The organism is Opacimonas viscosa (genome assembly GCF_024199005.1).
GTDB lineage: Bacteria > Pseudomonadota > Gammaproteobacteria > Enterobacterales > Alteromonadaceae > Opacimonas > Opacimonas viscosa.
In genome coordinates this window covers 1-17,598 of sequence record NZ_JANATA010000012.1, presented here as the reverse complement: position 1 = coordinate 17,598, position 17,598 = coordinate 1, and the positions used below count along the sequence as shown (strand labels likewise).

At 40.7% G+C, this 17,598-nt stretch carries 12 protein-coding genes; 4 read left to right on the top strand and 8 right to left on the bottom strand.

The annotated features are described in order from the left end of the window. The first annotated feature begins 36 nt into the window (after positions 1 to 36). Together NLF92_RS07800 and idi are read left to right on the top strand one after the other, a co-directional pair. Positions 37 to 1,101, top strand: coding sequence for a trypsin-like peptidase domain-containing protein (locus tag NLF92_RS07800; protein ID WP_254100524.1), 1,065 nt, complete (start codon positions 37 to 39; stop codon positions 1,099 to 1,101). A 20-nt stretch (positions 1,102 to 1,121) separates the two neighbouring features. Next, entirely contained in the window at positions 1,122 to 1,682 is a 561-nt protein-coding gene (gene idi, locus NLF92_RS07795; protein ID WP_254100522.1) for an isopentenyl-diphosphate Delta-isomerase, read from the top strand. Between the two features lie 12 nt (positions 1,683 to 1,694). Here idi and NLF92_RS07790 read toward each other — a convergent pair whose 3' ends face one another. The 7 genes from NLF92_RS07790 to arcB all read right to left on the bottom strand — a co-directional run bounded on the left by NLF92_RS07790 (position 1,695) and on the right by arcB (position 10,797). After that, complete coding sequence (locus NLF92_RS07790) at positions 1,695 to 2,660, bottom strand: Brp/Blh family beta-carotene 15,15'-dioxygenase (protein WP_254100520.1); 966 nt, start codon at positions 2,658 to 2,660, stop codon at positions 1,695 to 1,697. Beyond that, positions 2,660 to 3,922, bottom strand: a complete 1,263-nt coding sequence (locus NLF92_RS07785; protein WP_254100518.1) for a lycopene cyclase family protein — start codon at positions 3,920 to 3,922, stop codon at positions 2,660 to 2,662. Before NLF92_RS07785 ends, NLF92_RS07790 begins: the two co-directional genes overlap by 1 nt. Beyond that, entirely contained in the window at positions 3,903 to 5,000 is a 1,098-nt protein-coding gene (locus NLF92_RS07780; RefSeq protein ID WP_254100516.1) for a phytoene/squalene synthase family protein, read from the bottom strand. The genes NLF92_RS07785 and NLF92_RS07780 overlap by 20 nt, the downstream gene beginning before the upstream one ends. After that, complete coding sequence (gene crtI / locus NLF92_RS07775) at positions 4,990 to 6,510, bottom strand: phytoene desaturase family protein (protein ID WP_254100514.1); 1,521 nt, start codon at positions 6,508 to 6,510, stop codon at positions 4,990 to 4,992. Before crtI ends, NLF92_RS07780 begins: the two co-directional genes overlap by 11 nt. Continuing rightward, on the bottom strand, positions 6,507 to 7,406 hold the full coding sequence (locus NLF92_RS07770; protein WP_254100512.1) for a polyprenyl synthetase family protein: 900 nt from the start codon (positions 7,404 to 7,406) through the stop codon (positions 6,507 to 6,509). The genes crtI and NLF92_RS07770 overlap by 4 nt, the downstream gene beginning before the upstream one ends. A 91-nt stretch (positions 7,407 to 7,497) precedes the next feature. Then, positions 7,498 to 8,199: a bacteriorhodopsin-like gene (locus NLF92_RS07765; protein WP_254100510.1), complete on the bottom strand. Its 702-nt coding sequence runs from the start codon at positions 8,197 to 8,199 to the stop codon at positions 7,498 to 7,500. Positions 8,200 to 8,445: 246 nt separating this feature from the next. After that, positions 8,446 to 10,797: an aerobic respiration two-component sensor histidine kinase ArcB gene (arcB, locus tag NLF92_RS07760; RefSeq protein ID WP_254100508.1), complete on the bottom strand. Its 2,352-nt coding sequence runs from the start codon at positions 10,795 to 10,797 to the stop codon at positions 8,446 to 8,448. 603 nt (positions 10,798 to 11,400) lie between these two features. On the opposite strand from arcB, the gene gltB reads away from it, so the two are divergent. Beyond that, complete coding sequence (gene gltB / locus NLF92_RS07755) at positions 11,401 to 15,867, top strand: glutamate synthase large subunit (RefSeq protein ID WP_254100506.1); 4,467 nt, start codon at positions 11,401 to 11,403, stop codon at positions 15,865 to 15,867. A 14-nt stretch (positions 15,868 to 15,881) separates the two neighbouring features. After that, the gene (locus NLF92_RS07750; protein WP_254100504.1) at positions 15,882 to 17,297 is read left to right on the top strand and encodes an FAD-dependent oxidoreductase; all 1,416 of its coding nucleotides are present in this window, start codon (positions 15,882 to 15,884) and stop codon (positions 17,295 to 17,297) included. Between the two features lie 94 nt (positions 17,298 to 17,391). Here the strand turns inward: NLF92_RS07750 and NLF92_RS07745 are convergent. After that, positions 17,392 to 17,598: DUF3291 domain-containing protein (locus NLF92_RS07745; protein WP_254100502.1), on the bottom strand; the 207-nt coding region annotated here is incomplete at its 5' end.

Sequence of the window (17,598 nt, the reverse complement as noted above, 5' to 3'; positions counted from 1 at the left end):
TGATGTCTTTAACGATGGAATAAATATAGGTTATTCATGGCTGGTCAACGTATTTTATGGTTTTTCTTTCGGTCCATTATTATTGGTGCGATTGTCGCTTCTCTGATCCTTTTATTAGTCCCTGAATTACGTCATGGCAGCGGTGTTGCCTTTTCTTCATTATTTAAAAATGAGCCTGTGAGTAACCGGCTCAGTTATTATGATGCTGTTTCCCGATCCGCTCCTTCGGTCGTCAATATTTACAGCGTCAGTATCGAAAACAACAATTTATTTAGCAGTACTTCTCGAGAAAGAACAAACTTAGGTTCTGGCGTTATCATGAGCGAAGATGGGCATATTTTAACGTGCTACCACGTTATCAATAATGCCGCATCTATATTTGTTGCTCTGCAGGATAGTCGAATTATCGAAGCTGAAATTGTGGGTTACGATGTCTTTACCGATCTAGCTGTACTAAAAATCAATGCTGAAAATATCCACCCAATCCCACAACTCAGTGAACCCAATACACGTGTCGGTGACTTTGTTATGGCTATTGGCAATCCTTATAACCTAGGCCAAACCATCACCCAAGGTATAGTCAGTAGAACTGGACGCAATGGCCTAGCTAATTACGTTGATTTCATCCAGACTGACGCGGTATTAAACCAAGGTAACTCTGGAGGTGCACTGGTCGATTCAGAAGGTTATTTGTTGGGGATCACAAATGCCAACTTCAAAACATTTGATGCACAACGCAGAGTCAGAGATGTTGATGGAGTGAACTTTGCAGTCCCTTACACACTCGCCAAACGAGTGATGGAAGATATTATCGTCAACGGCAAAGTGACACGTGGACAGTTAGGGTTTTCTGGTACTGAATACCAAGATAAACCAGGGATCCTCATCAGTAATGTAGCATCAGGTTCCCCTGCTGATTTAGCCGGTGTTCAGGTTGGTGATGTGTTATTGGCTATAGATGATAAGATCATTTCAAATGCGGCTAGCACTTTAGATTTTATTGCAGAAACTCCCCCTGGCACATTATTACAGTTAACTATTGTGCGCGAAGATAAGTCATTGACTATCCAAGTGAAAGTCGGTGAATTAGGAACTGATTAAATGACCAAAGCACCATTTTAATGTCAACAAAAACAAAATCCCCTGAAGTCATGCTGGTCAATCAGCAAGGCGAGTTTATTGCGCTAAAAGAGAAACTCCAAGCGCATCGAGATGGTGACTTACATTTGGCTTTTTCAGTACAAATTGTGCGTTATCGAGAAGGCCTGTATGAGCTTCTTTTACAACAACGAGCACTGCACAAGTATCACTCTGGTGGCCTCTGGGCGAATACCTGTTGCTCCCATCCGACCCTAGGCGAAACCCTAGCGGTTGCAGCTAAAAGACGTTTATATGAAGAACTCGCTATACATGTCGAGGCAGTAGCCCAGGACATTGGCCAATTTATTTACAAAGCCAAACTTGATAATGATTTGTATGAGCATGAACTAGATCACGTACTGGTTATTGAAGGCGATGTACAAACTATTCCTGGAAACCCAGACGAAGTCATGGCAACCCAGTGGCAAAGTTTACAAACGATTGAAGAAGCACTCACTGCTCAGCCGGAAATATTTTGTGTTTGGTTTCCTGAAGTATTTAATCTAGTAAAAAGTCATCTCGCAACAAAGACGAATACTTAAGTAACAGCTCCGCTATTTGTATGCTCCATCGAGATTTTCTGACGAGGTATTGAAGTAGCGCTCCACAAGCAACATATGCGGCACAGTTAAAGCAAATAAACCTACGAATAGCCAAGTGTAAAAATGACTTTCTATACCATACACATTGCTAAAGAAGATGATAATTACGCCTAAAATCGTAGTTAACAGCATGATGCCAAAAATTTGAGTCAGTAAATGGCGTTTTTCACTCGTAATATTTTTATAATATTTTTTTAAGTATGTCGCACTGTGTACCACACAAAAATAAACGGTAAAAAACACTAAAATATGACTGAATAGGAGTAGCAACAAATACGCAGCAATTTCAAAACAATAAGCGTAACCTCTATTCAATAGTAAGCGCCAATTTAGCAAAAGCAATATCGAACAAATGATAGTTAGTGCACTAAATATCGAACCTAATAGTTGCCCTTCGGCAGATGAAATCCATAACATAGCCAAAATACTAACAAAAGCGTCAGGTTGCAAAAGTGCAGGTAAAGTCAGTATCCACACTGCAGTCAGTAGACTGAGATTAGTCGGTAAATATGTTTCCCAATCTTTAGCAAAATGCCAAATAGAGATAGCTAAAAACACACATAAAGTGAAAGCAGGAAAACAAAACCAAAGTACAACACAAATACTAGCGATCAGAATGTATAACAGTATAAAGCTGCATTTTCGGGTCCATGTTTGTAAAGGTATTTTGCGGATTGCCAGATCAAAATCAAGTGCACCATGAGGAACACCAAAGCACATAATAAACCCGCCTAATACATACATTAGCCAAGTAGGTAAAAAAGTTTCTAAATCTGTAGGACTAAAAAACTCAGAAACCAAAACACTCACCCCCAAGTTTAACCCAAACAAATTACCCGAGATAACCAAGATTGCACAAGCACACACCAAGTATGTTTGTATTTTTCTACTCGAGATTTGCTTGAATGCCTTAGCCATTACAAGTTCTTTATTTTCCTGCAACTCATCCACCATGCTTTGATAAAGGGTAACTTTGGCATCGCCCAAATCACTTTCAACCATATCCACAAACCAGCTTGATGATTCATAAAGAGCGCGAACTGTTTTGCTGATAGTATATTAGCCATACTCAAGAACATCTTAGGTATCATATCAGGGTAACGTTCTAATACAGCCAAGAAAATATTGTCTAAATATACTGTGATGTTGGCGTAATGCCTGTATGTGTCAAATATAGGGGCTTCTTGCGCAACCACAGATAAAGTCACCTTATTGGCCCAATCTTGTATAGCAGCAAAAGCATATCCCGATGAGGGGCGCAAAGCTCCTGCTGTGATCCCACCATAAATGATACTTCCTCGCGCTTTTTTAACAAAGCCTTCAGTACAGGCCTGCATAGGCAAGTGGCCTTCCTCACTCGCAGTAAACGTTAATTCCAGCTCATGATTACGCACTTGTTTTTTATCAATACTTAGCGCAAATAAATGCTCAGCCGCAGCGATAGATTGTTGTTGTAAAAATATAGAGTTGAGTGGTTTTTGGGTGAAAAATGTTGTCTCAACCAAAGCCGAGTGTTGAGTTAAGGGGAGCATATAATGAAAACAAAAACCATGTTCAGTATTTTGCATATCATGCATGAGAGCTGCATGATCTAATCCTTCAGGTGAGAATAAAGGCTCGTTTGAAGAGACTGTCACACCGACAAAGCGCTGCCATAAACCACTAGGTTCAAAGATACATTGCTTAGGATTTGGTTCTTGAGTGACACCCTCTGCTAACAAATGTTTTTGTAAATTTCGGGAAATCCCAATGGTATCAACTACGACTGTTTGCTCATCTTTCTCAGTCAACAAACGTTCTACATCCCTTAGCTGTAAAGAGGTATTCAACTGTAGTTCCACTATCGGACTTTGCTTCAAGAGAGCCAAAGAATCAGCGTAGAAATCCTCACTTGCAATACTTAGATAAGCCGACTCCTTGGATTCATGGGTTACTCGCTCTAAATCGGCAGTGAAAGACCATGATGTATAAGTACGTTTAGGTATTGCCTCTAAACCTTGCATCTGTTTTTTTGAAAACCAACCAGACCAAGTTCTATCGTGCTGATATTTGCTTCTTTGTTCAAGTATAAGTATAGGTAAACTAAAATGTTGTTGTACCAATTTACGAGCTAAAGAAAGGCCTGCACAACCACCACCAAGTATAATAACACCATACTCATTAATTGGATGATTTGGCATATAAAGACCTAAAACTTTTATGCAAGGAGGACTCGTGCGGCTCCACTGTTGGTGGCAACATTAATTTATAGCTATGACGCAATACAACAAATAACTTGTCCCATATAGGGACATAAATGCGCCCAACTTGATAATCAAACTCTTTTTCTGCTAATACTAAACCTATCTCACGATAAATAAATAACGCTTGGTGCATCGCAATCCGATTTCTCCAAGGAACAGATTGCAATCCTTGTAAAGCAGAGAAATAGTAGTCTTCAGCCAAGGTTAAACAACGTTTAATGGCAGCACAAATAATTATTTTTTGTGATGGTGATGGGTATAAAATAGTGTTAACTGACATTCCCCCTAACCATTCCTGTGGTAAATAAATACGTCCATTTTGCGCATCTTCTAAAACATCACGAGCAATATTGGTTAACTGCATTGCAATACCCAAATCCATCGCATAGGGTTTAGCGACATCTGGTGCCTCTAAAATAGGGCACATTAATTCCCCTACTGTTCCAGCGACTCGATAGCAATAGATTAACAAGTCAGTTTCGGTAATTTTTACTTTTTCGGTTAAGTCACTTTGTATTCCAACAAGTAATTGGTGAATCGCAGACTGTGGCAAATCATATTCTTGTTTCAGTTTAAAAAAAGTGATTAATGCATCTGGGAAAGATTGGTACTGCTGACCCCTAGCTGCATTGATATTTTCGGACATTATATCTAAATATTTCAATAAACATTGGATACGACTGCTAGCGTGTGTTTCTGAAGGTGCTTCATCGACCAAATCATCACAGATCCGGCAAAATTGATATAACTGTGCAGCCGCTTGGCCCGTTTTTTTACTCAGAAAATGTTGAGCAAAACGGAACGATTTACCATTCACGGCTAAAGTTTCTTGAGCATTAGCAAAGCTAGCCAAAGTTGCTAAGAAGTCTGATTGCGAATCAAAGTTGTTGCTGTTTCCCGAAAGGACTCCCTGTCGTTCCACATCCTTAGATGAATTTGATGTGGCTGGTGCTTCGTCAGCAAGCACTGGGATTTTTTCGGCGATAATCGAATCATAATAGCCTTTAGATGCCATGTGAATGTTCCAATGGCAATTCAGTTTCAGTGCTTTGACTATGCACAGGCTCAACTAGGTGCTCAATCACTTTTGCAGAACACAAAACACCCGGCATGCCCGCACCAGGGTGAGTTCCTGCCCCAGTTAAAATGACGTTTTCTAAACCCTCTGCTTTATTGTGATACCGAAACCATGCAGACTGAGTGAGAGATGGCGCAATAGAAAACCCAGCGCCATGTAACGAATTATAATCACTGACAAAATCATTCGGCGCCATATGGAATTGAACTGTAATGTGTTCTTTTAGACCCGGTAACATTGAACTATCAAGCGCAGTGATAATTTTTTCGGCATACTCTTCACCTATTTCATCCCAATTTTGTCCCCCTTGTAGATTAGGTACTGGTGCTAATACATAAAAGGAATCACAGCCTTCTGGAGCAAAACTTTTATCCGTCGCCGTGGGACGATGCACATACAAAGAAAAATCGTCGGCTAAAATTTTCTTCTCAAAAATGTCATGGAGAAGTTCACGGTACCTTTGTCCAAGCCAGATCGTATGATGAGCGACATCTTCATAAGTATTATCTGTCCCAAAATACAGGACGAATAATCCCATGGAATGTTTAGAAAATTTCGTTTTTAATTTTGCAGACAACGATTGTTTGTAATTAGGAATGACTTTGGCATACAGATAAGATGGATCCATATTGGAAACCAGGATGTCACAAGGAAAACGTTTGCCAGATACACAAACGGCTGCTTTGACTCTCTGATTGTTGTATTCGAATTCAGTTACATCATAACCGAGCTCTATATTTATGCCCTCTTCATGCATAAGTTGCTCTAAGCCTTTGACAATCGCTCCTGTTCCCCCCATTGCAAAATGAATCCCCCATTCACGTTCTAAAAAATGAATAAGATTATAAATGCAGGTAGTATCAAAAGGATTCCCTCCAACTAACAAAGGCTGAATAGAAAAGGCTTGACGTATTTTATCGCTTTTCAAATGATGACAAATTAATTGCCAAACGGTTTTGTGACTCTTCAATTTTATCAGCTGTGGAATTTGTGCAACCATATCAGAAAAATTATGGAAAGGTTTATCTGCTAATTCTGTAAAACCGATATCGAATATGGCTTTAGATGCTTTTAAAAGCGCTAAATAGCCCTCTTTATCGTTAGGCGCGATACGTTCTATTTCTGCCAAGGTGTCTGCTACCGTTCCACCATAATTAAAATGGTCACCATCAGGGTATTCAAACCGATACCATGGCTCAACGGGAACAAACTCAATATAATCTTCTCTGCGCTTGTTAAACAAGCTAAAAAGCTCATCAAATAAAAAAGGAGCTGTTACCACAGTAGGTCCAGCATCAAACATATAACCGTCTTTTTCGAATGTCCTAGCGCGTCCACCTAACTGTTTTTGCTTATCTACCAGAGTAACATTGTAGCCCTTGGCTCGCATTCTTAATGCAGCTGCAATCCCCCCAAAACCAGCTCCAACGACTAAGGCATTATTCATGAAGTCACCTGTAAAGATTTATGACGTAACTGTTCAATACAATATTCAAGATACACCCCTGCGTGATTGGGAATGAGAGATAATTGACGTTTAGCTGCTCCTAGTAAGAGTTCAGTTCGAGAATAAGCATACGCTTTTGCTTCTTTCAGACTCATTTCTTGGGCAAGCACATTGACTAAATTGAGACAGTCATGCTCTGCGTCAGTAACGACGTCGTGCAAATCATCAATAATTTGGTAACTCAATGAAAATGGTTCTATGCATGGTCTAAGGAGAGAGTGAATTTCTGCCTTTTTATAGCCAAACAGCAGTAAAGGTATTGCTAGAGACAAACCAAGCAAAGGACCAGATTTAGCAATGGCTGTCATTTCATAATGTTTTACCGAAGTAGTCACTGTCGTACAATTTATATCAACAGTTTGCCCTGCAATCGTTTCTTGGACGGCTTCATGGACTAATTCGATCAATTCTGGGATCAGTTTTACATCCGAAATTTTAGCGCATTCTGCATACGCTTTTGCAATTAGAAAATCACCTGTACAGATTGCCGTTCCAACATCATATTTTTGCCACAGGGCGGGCTGACCTCGACGCTCAATCTCATCGTCTTGTATATCATCATGGATCAGGGAAGCATTGTGTAACGTTTCCACAATCGTTGCCGCCACAATCGCGTCAGACTGTCTAAGATGCAACGCATCACTGGCATAAAGACTCATTAAAGCTCGAGTTTTATTGCCACCTGTTTGGACATGATATGCAAGCGATGACTGCAATGTGTTGGTTGCATCATCAAGTTGTGTCACTGGGTACGCAGCTGTGATTGCACTCATATTTTGTTCAACTGTGGATAATGCCGAGCCAATATGATTTTTTATCGTTGAGCAAACATGCATGACATTTACCTCTAGGTTACCTCAGAATTTTTATTATTGTGCTGTTGTAGCCCTTATAAAAAGGGGCATATCGCCCCTTTTTAAGCAAAGCTTATGCTTTTTCGTTGGTTGCCGCTGTAGCCGCTGCCCAGATTACGATACCAAACGCAATCTTATTCACGAAATCTGCCAAGTTGTACACGATGTTTAACGCAGCATCATCGACACCACCAGCCATATAACCTAATACATAACCAATGGGATAGATTGACCATCCTATTGTTACAATCAGGCGCAGAGCATTAAATGCTTTCTGACTTGACGGTGTTCCTGACTCGGCATTGATTTGACTAGCCTCGCCAACAAAGATTTCATAAATAATGTACAACCACCCTGCCATACTGATAACAAAAGCGATGGTGACATCCATAGAACCAATTTCACCCATATACCCGAAAATTAACATTACTAGAGAAGCAACTAATAATTTCCAGAACAGAGCAGCTCTGACTACTGCGATTGCAGTCAGAATCAAATAAAACTCTATGATTTGCAAAGGTACTGTCAACAACCAATCTACATATCTGAATGTAGTTGGGCTCTCGCCAGTCATCACCCACACTTCACGCATGTAAAAATAGTGCAGTGCAGCGATACCTGTTACTAGGGCAGCAACAGATAATGAGGTTTTCCACTTACCTATAGCACGGTCCCTTTCCATAAAGAAAAAGAACGTAGCTGCAAGCATTGCGGCTGAAATAATCCAAAACGACATACCTACGTAGTCGGTTGGATTCAACATTACTTCTTTCATAATAACTCCAGAGTATATTAGTGAATCCGAATTTCGTTATTCTTATTTACACGAAACTACGGAGAACTCTTATGCAGACAACCAACACCTGCATATTTTGGGTTATCACCTTAGAATTTTTCCAAGAATGACAACTAATATTACGAAGTTATTTTTCTATGGGATCATAGACCAATATAAATTTTTTACAAATATTTCACATAAAATATACAAAAAGTCTACAACCCAAGTTTTTTACTGAGTTTTTTAAATTTCAAATTTTTGTGAAGCGATCCAATCTTTAAGCACATTGACATCATTTTCAATCGCAGCACTTAGCTCATCAACCCACTCATTGACGTTTTCCCACCACGCAGGATGATCACCTTGTTGTATTTCGTTGGCTATACGTTGAATGCGAATCAGCCCCATGGAACTTGCTGCGCCCTTAATTTTGTGGGCTTGAGAACAGACTTCGTCTTTTTCCTTAGCCGTTAAATTGGACACTAATATTTCCAAATATTCAGGAATTTTGTCCTCAAAAACACCCAAGCTTGTTGTTACCATTTCTGCGCCAATGGTATCTACTAGGGTTTGAATAAGTTCAACATCCATGATTTTATCCAAACCTTTATCGTCTTTTGGTTCTTCAATGTCAATCGGTGGTAATTCTTCTAATTCGTTCGCAAATAATTCATTAAATACTTGTATGACTCGAGACTTTTTAACCGGTTTAGCTATCACATCGTCCATACCCCGCTGTAAATACTCATCACGCTTTTTGATCACGTTTGCTGTCAAAGCAACAATGGGGGTTTGCATTACTAGATCTTCTTGGATAATCGTATCCGCAACATCAAAGCCGGTCATATCTGGTAATTGAATATCGAGTAAAATCAAGTCATAGCGTGTGCTGCGTACTTTATCTATCGCTTCTTGACCAGTCATAGCGACATCAACTGTCTGACCTAATTTTTCCAATAATGCCTTGGCGATCATCACATTCAGTTCAATATCTTCGACCAACAAGATATGTAAACCAGTCACCTCAAGCTCTTCTCGTACTCTTTGTTTTTGACTTATCTCGAGTGGGATATCGATATGAAAACGCGTGCCCTTACCCATTTCAGAAACCACTTTAATAGAACCATTCATCCGTTCTACCATTTCTTTACAGATCGCTAAACCGATGCCGGTACCCGTCGCCGATTGATGGTCAGGATGGTCTACTTGATAGTACATCGCAAAGATTTTATCGACGTCTTCTTGGGGGATCCCCACACCGGTATCTTCTACAGTAAATCGTACATTCGCGATTTTATTGTCGGTAGTTTTCGCGCTTACCGTCAAAGAGACATGCCCTTTGACAGTAAACTTAACGGCATTAAACAAGATGTTCCATAAAATTTGTCTTAACCGAGTACCATCAACTTGGACATAGCTTGGTAAAGGTTCGTGTACCGTTGCTCTGAAGCCTAAATTTTTATCCGCTGCTAATAATTTAATAACACTGCCTAGCTCTTCAGTAAAACTAGCTAGCGACAACGTTTTGTAAGATAGTTCGATTTTATCTCGACCTAACTTATCTAAATCAATAATGTCATTGAAGATATTACCTAGTGTTATAGCACTGGCGTAGATTGTGCTCACCCAAGAAAACTGTTCATCATTTAGTTTTGTATCGCGTAACATACGACTCAAACCCACGATGCCATTTAGAGGAGTTCTCAACTCGTGAGAAATCGTTGCAATAAATTTAGTCTTATCTTTACTTGCTTGTTCTGCGGCCTTTTCTGCTTTCATTCGTTCAGTCATATCTCGCCCAAAAGCAAGTAAACCAAGGCGATTTCCGTCATGATCAAAGAACGGAACTTTCCGCATTTCAAAGTAGCGACGCTTGCCATCAGGGAAACGCAACCACAGTTCTTCGGTGATAGAAATGTTGTTTTCTAATACTTCATGATCAGATGCAGCAACTTCTCTCGCCAAATCTTCATCATAGACTTCATGCGGCGTTAACCCTAAAAGCTCATCTTGGGTTCGTCCTGTTAATTGTTCGGCGACACGGTTACAGCCGGCAAATTTGCCTTCTTCATTTCGGTAATAAATAAGATCTGGCGAGGCATCGATAATAGAACGCAGTAGCATAGATAAACGACGTGCTTGGATTTCCTGCTCAGACTTGTCACGGATTTCTTTTTCTAGCTCTTCGAATACTTTTTCTCTTTCTAACTGGGCATTTCGACGTTTTTCAATTTCAAAATTAAGCTGTTTTATATTGTTTTGCAGCTCTTTGTTTAGCAATACATCTTCTTCACGAAGACTTTCAAGTTCTTCAATGACCTCTTGTAGATGCGACCTAGACATCTCTAACTGCTTGACTAACTCACTGAAAAAATACAGTAACCAAGGCGCACTGAGCATGACTAAAATCACTGCACTTATATAATCTTCCAAGGTAGAGGTGCTACCCAAACTTACGCGGATAATATAAGAACCGGCAATAGTAAAACCCAGAGTAATAAAAACAAATATTAAGCTCAGCTTGACTGTGCCATGCTTTTCAACAAATTGTGCGAAACGAAAAGCCCAAGTATTAGTAGAAGGAGATTCTTGCATAATGAACATCAGAAAGTTTGAATTGTGTCTAGTTTACCAAACTCTTGATATATGTGTACTTTCTTTCCATTATGAGAAATATCCAAAAAAGTTGTTAAGAATAATTATGCTAACACGGCTGGTGAAATAGGTGTTTAAATACATTTTCCTGCATAATTATGCGAACAACTATGCCAATGTAAATAAAATGTTAATACTCTTTATGTGAAACAAATATGCTAATATGGTCTTATTCTGAGTATATTCATTGCTTTAAATACTTTGCAGATATTTTTGTAACCTATTGAATTACCTACCAATAAAACAGAAGGTTTACACTTTTCATAAAATGACAAATAAACTAATAATTGACGTAAAATCGACTTCGTTGTATTTTGTGCAACCTGCTAGAGAAAACTGCATAAAAATTCTAAAAATCTCAGCTAGTATTAAGAAAGTGTTAATGGATAACACGACGCTTTATTCGCTCGGAAAGCAACCTGTTTAATATTGGATTAACGCGTTTCCTTATTAAATAATCAAGTACCCTAGACAGTACCGGCAAGTCTGGCTTCATATATTGTATATCAGGCCACTTTTTCTATTTTGATGGAGAGTGCATTAATGAGTTTATTTCATCCAACTGATTCCAAGGATAATTGTGGATTCGGTCTTATCGCCCATACTCATGGAGACGCTAGTCATCGCCTAGTCACAACCGCTATCGAAGGTTTGGACCGGATGCAACACCGTGGCGGTATTGCAGCCGATGGTAAAACAGGTGATGGTTGCGGATTGTTAATAGCCAAGCCTGATTCTTTTTTTGCTGAAATTGCAGCAGAGAACGATTGGCGATTAGCGCCAAATTATGCTGTTGGTATGGTATTTTTAAACCAAGACCCGATTTTAGCAAAACAAGCGCGTGAAGTATTAAATGAAGAGCTAACCAAAGAAACATTAAATGTAGTTGGTTGGCGTGAAGTCCCAGTCGATAAATCAGTACTGGGCGACCTAGCATTGACAGGTGTCCCACAAATCGAGCAAGTCTTCGTGAACCCGCCAAGTGGCTGGGAATCAGCAGATATCGAACGTCGTCTATATATGGCTCGTCGTCGTACTGAAAAACGTTTAGCTGAAGACGCAGATTTTTACATTGCATGTCTTTCTGGATTAGTGACAGTCTACAAAGGCCTAGTCATGCCCAAAGACCTTCCAGCCTTCTATTTAGATTTAGCTGATGAGCGTCTAGAATCCAGCATTTGTGTCTTCCACCAACGCTTCTCAACCAACACTTTACCGAAGTGGCCTTTAGCACAGCCTTTCCGTTTCCTTGCGCACAATGGTGAAATTAACACGATTAAAGGTAACCGTGATTGGGCTATGGCACGTACTGGCAAGTTTGCGACACCGATTATTCCTGATTTGAAAGATGCCGCGCCTTTTGTTAACACAACGGGTTCGGATTCTTCGTCTTTAGACAACATGTTGGAATTATTCCTAGCTGGCGGTATGGATTTATTCCGAGCTATGCGTTTACTTGTGCCACCGGCATACCAAAACAATGAAACGATGGATCCTGATTTACGTGCTTTTTATGAGTTCAACTCAATGCACATGGAACCATGGGATGGCCCAGCGGGTATCGTATTGACGAATGGTCGTCACGTTGCTTGTAACTTAGATAGAAATGGTCTGCGCCCGGCGCGTTATGTGTTAACCAAAGATGGCTTAATCACTTTAGCATCAGAAATTGGTATTTGGGATTATGCACCAGAAGATGTGGTTGAAAAAGGCCGTGTTGGACCAGGTGAAATGCTAGCTGTAGATACCAAAGAAGGTAAAATTTGGCGCTCTAACGAAATCGATGAAGTGTTAAAAACACAACATCCATATCGCGAATGGTTGGACGAACATATCCGTCACCTAACACCTATCGAAGAATGTAATGCTGAACTCATTGGTACTCGTGCATTTGACAATGATCAAATGGCGATTTATCAAAAGTTATTCAATTATTCATACGAAGAAATTCAACAAGTCATAAAAGTATTGGCCAAAGATGGTCAAGAAGCGGTTGGTTCTATGGGTGATGACACGCCAATGGCAGTCATGTCATCCAAAGTTCGTACGGTATATGATTACTTCCGTCAACAATTTGCTCAAGTTACCAATCCTCCTATTGACCCATTACGTGAGAATCACGTAATGTCACTAGCAACATGTATTGGTCGTGAACAGAATGTCTTTAGTGAAACTCGAGGTTATGCGGATCGTGTAGTATTTGAGTCGCCGATTCTGATGTATACGGATCTAAAACAACTACGTGAGTTAGATGATAAACACTATCACTCTGAAATCATTAACCTTAATTATTTGCCTGACGAAGGCCTAGACGCTGCTATTTTACGTGTATGTGATGAAGTTGAAACCGCTGTGCGCGACAATAATGCAGCCTTCGTTATCTTATCTGATCGTGCTATCCAAAAGGATCAATTACCCATCCCTGCAGCAATGGCAGTTGGGGCTGTACAAAAACGTCTTGTTGAGCAGCAGTTACGTTGTGATGCAAATATTGTAGTGGAAACTGCTTCTGCGCGTGATCCACATCACTTTGCAGTACTGATTGGTTTAGGTGCTACAGCGATTTACCCATTCCTAGCTTACGAAACGATTGAGCAATTAGTCGATAACAAAGAGCTCGATATTACTCCTATGCAAGCTATGTTGAACTACCGCAAAGGTATCAACAAAGGCTTATATAAGATTATGTCAAAAATGGGTATTAGTACGGTTGCGAGTTACCGTTCCGCAAAATTATATGAAGCGATTGGGATCAACCAAGAAGTCATGGAACTTTGTTTCCCAGGCGTTCCTAGCCGTTTGCAAGGTGCTGGTTTTGAAGAATTCCAACAAGACATTATCAACAACCAACGTATTGCATGGATTAAGCGTAAACCGCTAAGCCATGGTGGTTTACTGAAATACGTTCACGATGGTGAGTATCATGCTTATAACCCTGATGTAGTGAAAAACCTACAAAAAGCGGTAATGAGTGGCAACTATGAGGACTACAAAGCATTTGCCTCATTAGTCAATGACCGTGCGCCTTCTAACCTTCGTGATTTGTTAGGTTTAAAATTTGCAGATAAAGCGATTGATATCAGCGAAGTTGAACCTGCAGAAAATTTATATCCTCGTTTTGACACCGCAGCGATGTCGATTGGTGCATTATCACCTGAAGCACATGAAGCGTTGGCAATTGCAATGAACCGCTTAGGTGGTCAATCAAATTCTGGTGAGGGTGGTGAAGATCCTGCGCGTTTTAACACAGAGAAAAACTCTAAAATAAAACAAGTCGCATCAGGTCGATTTGGTGTAACACCACACTATTTAATGAATGCAACAGTCATTCAAATCAAAGTCGCACAAGGCGCTAAACCAGGAGAAGGTGGTCAGTTACCAGGTGACAAAGTCAACAAGTACATTGCTGAACTGCGTTTCTCTGTGCCAGGTGTCACATTGATTTCACCACCGCCACATCATGATATTTATTCCATCGAAGATTTAGCACAGCTTATCTTTGATTTAAAACAAGTGAATCCAAAAGCATTAATTTCTGTGAAATTAGTCTCTGAGCCGGGCGTAGGTACCATCGCAACAGGTGTTGCAAAAGCTTATGCAGATTTAATTACTATCTCTGGTTATGACGGTGGTACAGGTGCTAGTCCATTGACGTCTGTAAAATATGCAGGAAGTCCTTTTGAATTAGGTCTAGCAGAAACTCAACAAGCTCTGTTAGAAAATGGCTTGCGTCACAAAGTACGTGTACAAACTGACGGTGGCTTAAAAACAGGTTTGGATGTTGTTAAAGGTGCCTTACTTGGTGCTGAGAGCTTCGGCTTTGGTACTGGTCCAATGGTCGCTTTAGGTTGTAAATATCTGCGTATTTGTCACTTAAACAACTGTGCGACAGGTGTTGCGACTCAAGACGAAAAACTGCGTGAAAATTATTTCATCGGTTTACCTGAGATGGTCATGAACTATTTCAAATTTATGGCTCAAGAGATCCGTGAAATTATGGCACTGATGGGAGTCCGTAAATTCGAAGATTTAGTTGGACGCACTGAGTTACTCGAATTGGTCACTGGCCAAACGGCAAAACAAGCACGTCTTGATTTATCTCCGTTGTTACACAAACCAGAAGCTGCAGAACATACCAAGTTATTCTGTTCAGAGACAACCAATGCTCCCTTAGATAAGGGTGACCTAAACTTACAGATGATTGCTGATGCTCAAAGCGCAATTAATGCCAGTCAGTCAATCTCGTTGAGCTATAATGTGCGAAATACCGACCGCTCGGTAGGTGCAACTGTATCCGGTGCTCTAGCACAAAAACATGGTAACCAAGATGGTGAAGACTCACCCATCCGCGTTGCGCTTAAAGGAACAGTTGGCCAAAGCTTTGGCGTATGGAACGCAGGTGGTTTGTACATGACCCTTGAGGGTGATGCCAATGACTATGTAGGAAAAGGTATGACCGGTGGTGAATTAGTTATCTACCCACCACGCAACGTAACTTTTGACCAACACAGTGCGGCGATTATGGGTAATACCTGTTTATACGGTGCGACTGGCGGTAAATTATTAGCCGCAGGTCGAGCTGGTGAGCGTTTTGCAGTACGTAACTCAGGAGCGATTGCCGTAGTCGAAGGCTGTGGAGACAACGGTTGTGAATATATGACCGGTGGTATTGTTGCTGTCCTTGGTAGTGTTGGTGTTAACTTCGGTGCAGGTATGACAGGTGGTTTTGCATACATCCTAGATGAGCACAATGACCTTGATAGCCGTATCAACCCAGAGTTAGTGGATGTCATGTCGATTGAAGACAAAGGCATATTATCTGAGCATTTACGTGGTCTAATCAACGAGCATTATGAAAAGACAGGTTCAGAACACTCATTATCATTATTAACAAATTTTGCTGAAATGCTTAAACAATTCCGTTTGATTAAGCCTAAAACCAGCGATGTGAAGAATTTATTGGGGCATATTAGCCGCTCCAGTGCTGAACTTCGCGTTCAAGCACAATAAGCTAAGAGGTAATTATGGCTAAGAATGTATACCAATTTGTAGATGTTGCCCGTATTGATCCGCCAAAAAAGCCGATTACAGTACGGAAAGAAGAGTTTGGTGAAATTTATCAACCATTGTCACAGTCCCAAACCGAAGGTCAAGCAGACCGCTGTTTAGACTGTGGTAACCCTTATTGTGAATGGAAATGTCCAGTGCATAACTTCATTCCTCAGTGGTTATCGCTGGCCAACGAAGGTCGTATTTTAGAGGCGGCTGAACTGTCTCATCAAACTAACTCTCTGCCTGAGGTTTGTGGTCGAGTCTGTCCACAAGACCGTCTTTGTGAAGGTGCTTGTACTTTGAACGATGACTTTGGTGCTGTCACCATCGGTAGCATCGAAAAATACATTACAGATACAGCATTTAAAATGGGCTGGCGACCTGACATGTCTGGAGTAGAGTGGACGGATAAGAAAGTAGCTATTGTTGGTGCGGGACCTGCTGGTCTAGCATGTGCGGATATTCTCATCCGCAATGGTGTGAAACCCATCGTATTTGATAAATATGAAGAAATTGGTGGCTTGTTAACATTTGGTATCCCATCTTTCAAATTAGAAAAAGATGTGATTCAACTGCGTCGTCAAATTTTTACTGAAATGGGTATCGAATTCCGTTTAAATACGGAAATCGGTAAAGATATACCATTTGGGCAATTACTTGAAGATTATGATGCTGTGTTCCTTGGTATGGGTACTTACACCTCAATGAAGGGTGGTTTTGAGCATGAGTCTGCACCTGGTGTGTACGAGGCGCTACCGTTTTTGATTGCAAATACAAACCGTACTATGGGTTTAGAAAAAGATCCGGCTGATTTCATCGATATGGCAGGTAAGAAAGTCGTCGTACTCGGTGGTGGTGATACCACTATGGATTGTGTTCGTACATCTATTCGTCAAAATGCGACGCAAGTCACTTGTGCCTATCGTCGTGACGAAGAAAGTATGCCAGGTTCCCGTAAAGAAGTGGTCAACGCCAAAGAAGAAGGTGTCGAATTTGAATTCAATGTAATGCCTTTGGATATTGAAGTTGATGCAGCTGGGAATGCTATTGGTGTTCGTTTTGTTCGCACAGAAATGGGTGAACCTGATGCCGCAGGTCGTCGTCGCCCAGTAGAAATTGCTGGTAGTGAATTTGTCATGGAAGCAGATGCCGTTATTATCGCATTTGGTTTCTCACCTTCTCCTGCTGGTTGGTTCGGTGATTTTGGTATCATCTTGGATGAGAAAGGTCGAGTGCGTGCGCCAGAACATGGTACGTTCCCCTTCCAGACATCAAATCCTAAGATTTTTTCTGGTGGTGATATGGTGCGTGGTTCTGACTTAGTTGTTACAGCTATCGCAGAAGGTCGTAAAGCGGCCGAAGGTATCATGGACTACATGGGCGTGTAAATACGCCCTATAGTTGCTATCAACTATAGCCATCTATCAGAAATAATATCTATTAGCTAGGCCTGCGTCCCTGTACATGACGGATAAACCTTGTTTATGAAGCAGCGGGCGCAGGAAACATCTTTGCAAACGTAAATGCAGAAGCAGTCGGTCCACACTCTTGCAAAAGGGATAAGCGCAGCCTAGCTTCTTCTGCTGTAGGCAACCGTCCCTCTTCAATCCACCACATAACCAAGTGAAAATCCATTTTATCAAAAATTTGCGAGAAAACCCCGTGATCAGAGTGACAGCGATGTCGCGG

Bases quoted from the DNA above. Each gene is read 5' to 3' on its own strand.
- NLF92_RS07800 (WP_254100524.1), top strand. From the start codon at position 37: ATGGCTGGTCAACGTATTTTATGGTTTTTCTTTCGGTCCATTATTATT.
- idi (WP_254100522.1), top strand. From the start codon at position 1,122: ATGTCAACAAAAACAAAATCCCCTGAAGTCATGCTGGTCAATCAGCAA.
- NLF92_RS07790 (WP_254100520.1), bottom strand. From the start codon at position 2,660: ATGGCTAAGGCATTCAAGCAAATCTCGAGTAGAAAAATACAAACATAC.
- NLF92_RS07785 (WP_254100518.1), bottom strand. From the start codon at position 3,922: ATGCCAAATCATCCAATTAATGAGTATGGTGTTATTATACTTGGTGGT.
- NLF92_RS07780 (WP_254100516.1), bottom strand. From the start codon at position 5,000: ATGGCATCTAAAGGCTATTATGATTCGATTATCGCCGAAAAAATCCCA.
- crtI (WP_254100514.1), bottom strand. From the start codon at position 6,510: ATGAATAATGCCTTAGTCGTTGGAGCTGGTTTTGGGGGGATTGCAGCT.
- NLF92_RS07770 (WP_254100512.1), bottom strand. From the start codon at position 7,406: ATGCATGTTTGCTCAACGATAAAAAATCATATTGGCTCGGCATTATCC.
- NLF92_RS07765 (WP_254100510.1), bottom strand. From the start codon at position 8,199: ATGAAAGAAGTAATGTTGAATCCAACCGACTACGTAGGTATGTCGTTT.
- arcB (WP_254100508.1), bottom strand. From the start codon at position 10,797: ATGCAAGAATCTCCTTCTACTAATACTTGGGCTTTTCGTTTCGCACAA.
- gltB (WP_254100506.1), top strand. From the start codon at position 11,401: ATGAGTTTATTTCATCCAACTGATTCCAAGGATAATTGTGGATTCGGT.
- NLF92_RS07750 (WP_254100504.1), top strand. From the start codon at position 15,882: ATGGCTAAGAATGTATACCAATTTGTAGATGTTGCCCGTATTGATCCG.